Below are 3,986 nucleotides of genomic sequence, written 5' to 3' on the forward strand. Positions count from 1 at the left end.
ACTCATGCGAGACGGTCGAGACAAATTCCGATTTCATCCGGTCGATTGCTGTCTCTGCTGTCACGTCACGTAAGACGAGCATCGTGCCACGGAAACAACCACCGTAATGAATTTCCTCTGCATACAGCGTGACAAATCGCTCTTCCTTGTTTAAGGACAACGCCAAGCTCTCCGTCGGAATTTCCTGACTGCAGACATGATCCATGTAGGTTAAGAACGCCTCATGTTGATCGACTTGCACTGCCAACTCTTCGATTTTGACGTCGAGCGTCATCAATCCTTCTTCCGCCACTTGATCGTGCGCAGGATGATGGAATAAAGCGAGCAATGGTTTATTGGCAAAAATCGTCTCTCCTTCGATATAGATGACCGCTTCCCGAATCGAATGGAGAAGTTTGGACGTCTTTTCCCGTTCTCGTTCGACTTCTTCAAAGACACGCATCCGGAGCAAGGAGAGTGCCAATTGACGGGAGAACGACCAGATTTCGTTCGTCTGCTCTTCCGTAAAGGCATCCCGGTAACGGACGAGATAAATGCTTGCAATCATTGTGTTCGTCGCTGGATCCATCACCGGTACGACGATTTCGTACATCGCGTACGGATATGGGAGCGGATGATGACTCGCGACTTGTTTTGTCGAGCGAACAGCACGCTTGTTTTGACGTGTGCGTTCGAGTAATGACGTCGAAGCATGTAATAACTGGTGCTCCTGAGCTGCCGTCATCCCGTAAGAGACGAGATCCGTATAGCGGTCTTGCTCTAGGAAGACGATTGCTCCGAGCTCCGCATCGGTAATCGTAATCAATTTTTCGATAATCGCCGGATACGCCGTCAACGTTTCGCGAGACGCAAGTGTCTCGGTCAACTCATTGCGATAACGCAAATGGGTCTCGTTACGTAACGTGATGTCGAGTGCTTCTTCGAGTTCTTCCTGTTGCGATTGAAGTTCTTCTTGCTGGGCAATTAATTCTTCCTGTTGACTTTGTAGTTCGTCGTTACTTGCGACGAGTTGATGTTTTTGCCCGGAAATGGCGGCTGCCATCTGGTTGAACGTCGTCGTCAACTCACCAATCTCATCTTGACGATTCGTGATGACGATCGGTGTCGCATCCTCACCTTTAGCGAGTCGTCCACTTTCCCGGTTCAACTGACGCAACTGACGCGTCAAGCGGCGGACGAATGGTCGGACGAAAACGAGAGTAATCAATAAGAGGATTGCAATATTGACGGCTCCGAGAATTTGCGACGAGTTGACTTGTTTACCAAGCTGCTCTTGCGCCGCCATCTCTTGATCGTTTAAGGAATTACGATATTTTGTGAAGACCGTCTCCATATCAACGATACTTGAACTCATATCAGCTGCACTCTTCGTCTTGATGTTGAACTTCCGCTGTGGATCGAGTGGTTTTGATTTCGTGACCTTTCCAAGCGTCGGCATCTTCAAGAACGGTTCCGTCACTTTGCCGTCTTTTTTCGCCGCGACATAATTGACGAGGCTCGGCATGACGCGTTGGGTATACGCTGTATAGAGTTCCCGTGCGTCCGTTGCATACTGCCGTTCTTCTTTGAAGCGTGCATTGCGCTCGAACCAAGTCGTTTGTTGATTGATGCCATTTTTCTTTGCTTCGATTTCTTTTAACATCTCTTCGTCACCAAGCAAGACGAAGCCACGCATCTCGTACTGCATGCTTTGCCATGATTCGTACAAATCGGTCGCCCGTGTCCGATGTTCGTTTAACATCTTTAATTCTTGGCGTGATTCATCCACCTGTTGTTTCGTATATAGGTAGACACCACCTGTCGTTAGCAGCAGTGTCAGAAAAATCACATAAAACGCAGACATGATTTGCCGTCCAATCGTTCGATTCAGCCATGTTTTCATTAAAGGAATTCAACTCCTTTCCCTTTATCATTCTCCAGCAATAAAGGTATTCCCGTCCATTCATTGTAAACTTTTTTCAATCGATACACAGCATTCTGCTCAAAAAGATTTCAATTTCATACAACTTTAATCTAAATCGTTGTATATGACAATTAGATGTCACGATTCGATCGTTTTCAACAAAAAAAGAGCCCCTCAGGACCCTTTTTTAATGATGATGGTGATGGCTATGGCTCCGGACCGGCTGTTCGTCCGCTAAATGATCCGCATCCAAAATACCGAGCCGTAAGTACTGGGCGACGACTTGTTTTTTCGTCGCTTCGGAAATCTGATCCGTTCCTTGGACAAGCTTTAAGATGCCGGTCGCAATCCGGAACGGTTCGAGATTCGTCTTTTCAACCGGAAAACTTGTCAACGTTTCTAAGTAAGCGACGTAATTCAGTGCATCCGATTCATTCGGACTGACGAGACGCGCCGCATACTCGCGCAGTTGTTGCGTCAATGAATTCGTTGAGATTCCCTTTGAGGCTGCAGAGATGACTCCAAACAGAATGAACCCGATGATGAGAACAAAAAATCCGACCATGAAAATCGGCATGCCCGAGAAGAAGCCGTCGCCTCCCAATTCGCTTTCCATGAATGCTACTGTGAACATGATGAGCCCTCCAAATGAATAGAATAATAACGATCACTTATCCTACGTTATCCTCTTCAAGAAAGTTTCACCTAGTTAGGTAGTTTTTGTAATTCGGCTTGGAACCAGTCTTCAACGAAGAAGCGTTCCGTCTCCGTCTCAATTTGATATGAATACAACACTTCGAAGTCGCCCTCCGTCAGCATCGGTAACGTCAATTCGCGTACGAGTTGGCGTAACTCTTCCGTCAACTCAGCTTCGTAGCGGATGAATCCATCTTCCCGGTGCTCGACTTCCGTCAAGTACGGAAGCAGGATATGCTTGCCGAATGATTGTGGATCATCGATCACTTCCGCAGTCACACCAAAAAGTTCTTCTGCTTCTTCGACCAGTCCTTCTGCCGACTGTACCTCAATATGGTCCGGAAACCAGACCGTCAAGCGGCGCCCTTCTTGTAACAGTCGTTCAAAGACAGGACGAAACGTTTGATTTTGAATCAGTTCGTATTGCATCAGTCTTCCCCTTTCGTGAATTCGAATTTTAATTGATCGCGTTCGAGATATAGCATCGCCTTAAACTGGCGCGCATTCTTTTTCATCTCGAGTGGCTTTGTTTTTTGACCCGCTAGTACTTTTTTGACTTCCGTTTGCGTCAGTCGGGCACCAAGGATCGTTTTCGGTAACGTAAAGCCACAGTTGTTCTTTTGATAGCCACTGCAGCCATAGAACTTCCCACGATCAAGCACTGCTGATTGACACAGTGGGCAGGGACCGACCGGACGATTCGTTGCACCCCGCGGGGACTTGCTTTTGACTTGTGTCGGATCAACGGCGAGTTGTTCAATTCGTTGTTTAGCATCGACGACGAGATGCTCCGACAATTTCTTCGCCTGTTCAATGAACTGGGCAGCAGATGCCTCCCCTTTGCCGATTTGCTCGAGACGGCTCTCCCACTTCGCTGTCATCTCTGGCGAAGCAAGAATACTCCCCGTCACGGCATCAATCAAAATCCGACCTTTTGGCGTCGGATGAATCTCTTTTTTGACGAGTTTGATGTATTCCCGCCGTTTTAGTCCGTCGATGATCCCGGCACGAGTTGCTTCCGTCCCGAGTCCCTCGACTTCCTTCATGATCGCTTGCAAATCGTCTTCAAGCAACTTACCAGCTGTTTTCATACCGAGGATGAGCGTCCCTTCCGTATAGCGTTTCGGCGGCTCCGTTTGTTTCTCGAGCAGTCGACAGCCTTTGATCGGCATCTCTTGTCCTTGTTCGACGGCTGGCAATTCGACTTCTTTTGACTCGATTTGTAAGACCTGTTTAAAGCCCGGATCAATCGTCCGACTGCCGCGCGTCAAAAAACGGTCCATCTCACGCGTCGTCACGATTTCCGTCTTCTCCGAGACGGCGTCCGGTGCAAAGGCAGCAAGAAAACGGCGAACGATTAAGTCGTAGACTTGCGCATCTCGTCCGG

At 48.1% G+C, this 3,986-nt stretch carries 4 protein-coding genes; all 4 read right to left on the reverse strand.

Annotation, left to right across the window (positions count from 1 at the left end; all coding sequences use genetic code 11):
* Nucleotides 1-1,882, reverse strand: a 1,882-nt coding sequence (locus B3M90_RS05265) for a HAMP domain-containing protein (RefSeq protein ID WP_290782861.1), incomplete at its 3' end; no start/stop codon positions are given.
* A 208-nt stretch (nt 1,883-2,090) separates the two neighbouring features.
* Nucleotides 2,091-2,537, reverse strand: a complete 447-nt coding sequence (locus tag B3M90_RS05270; RefSeq protein WP_290782863.1) for a hypothetical protein — start codon at nt 2,535-2,537, stop codon at nt 2,091-2,093.
* Between the two features lie 71 nt (nt 2,538-2,608).
* Nucleotides 2,609-3,028 carry a hypothetical protein gene (locus B3M90_RS05275; RefSeq protein WP_290772694.1) on the reverse strand — a complete coding sequence of 140 codons (420 nt, stop codon included), beginning with the start codon at nt 3,026-3,028 and terminating at the stop codon, nt 2,609-2,611.
* Nucleotides 3,028-3,986, reverse strand: a 959-nt coding sequence (locus tag B3M90_RS05280) for a type IA DNA topoisomerase (RefSeq protein ID WP_290782865.1), incomplete at its 5' end; no start/stop codon positions are given. The genes B3M90_RS05275 and B3M90_RS05280, both read right to left, overlap by 1 nt.

Source organism: Exiguobacterium sp. UBA6309 (assembly GCF_002439205.1).
Lineage (GTDB): Bacteria > Bacillota > Bacilli > Exiguobacteriales > Exiguobacteriaceae > Exiguobacterium_A.

Bases quoted from the DNA above. Each gene is read 5' to 3' on its own strand.
- B3M90_RS05270 (WP_290782863.1), bottom strand. From the start codon at position 2,537: ATGTTCACAGTAGCATTCATGGAAAGCGAATTGGGAGGCGACGGCTTC.
- B3M90_RS05275 (WP_290772694.1), bottom strand. From the start codon at position 3,028: ATGCAATACGAACTGATTCAAAATCAAACGTTTCGTCCTGTCTTTGAA.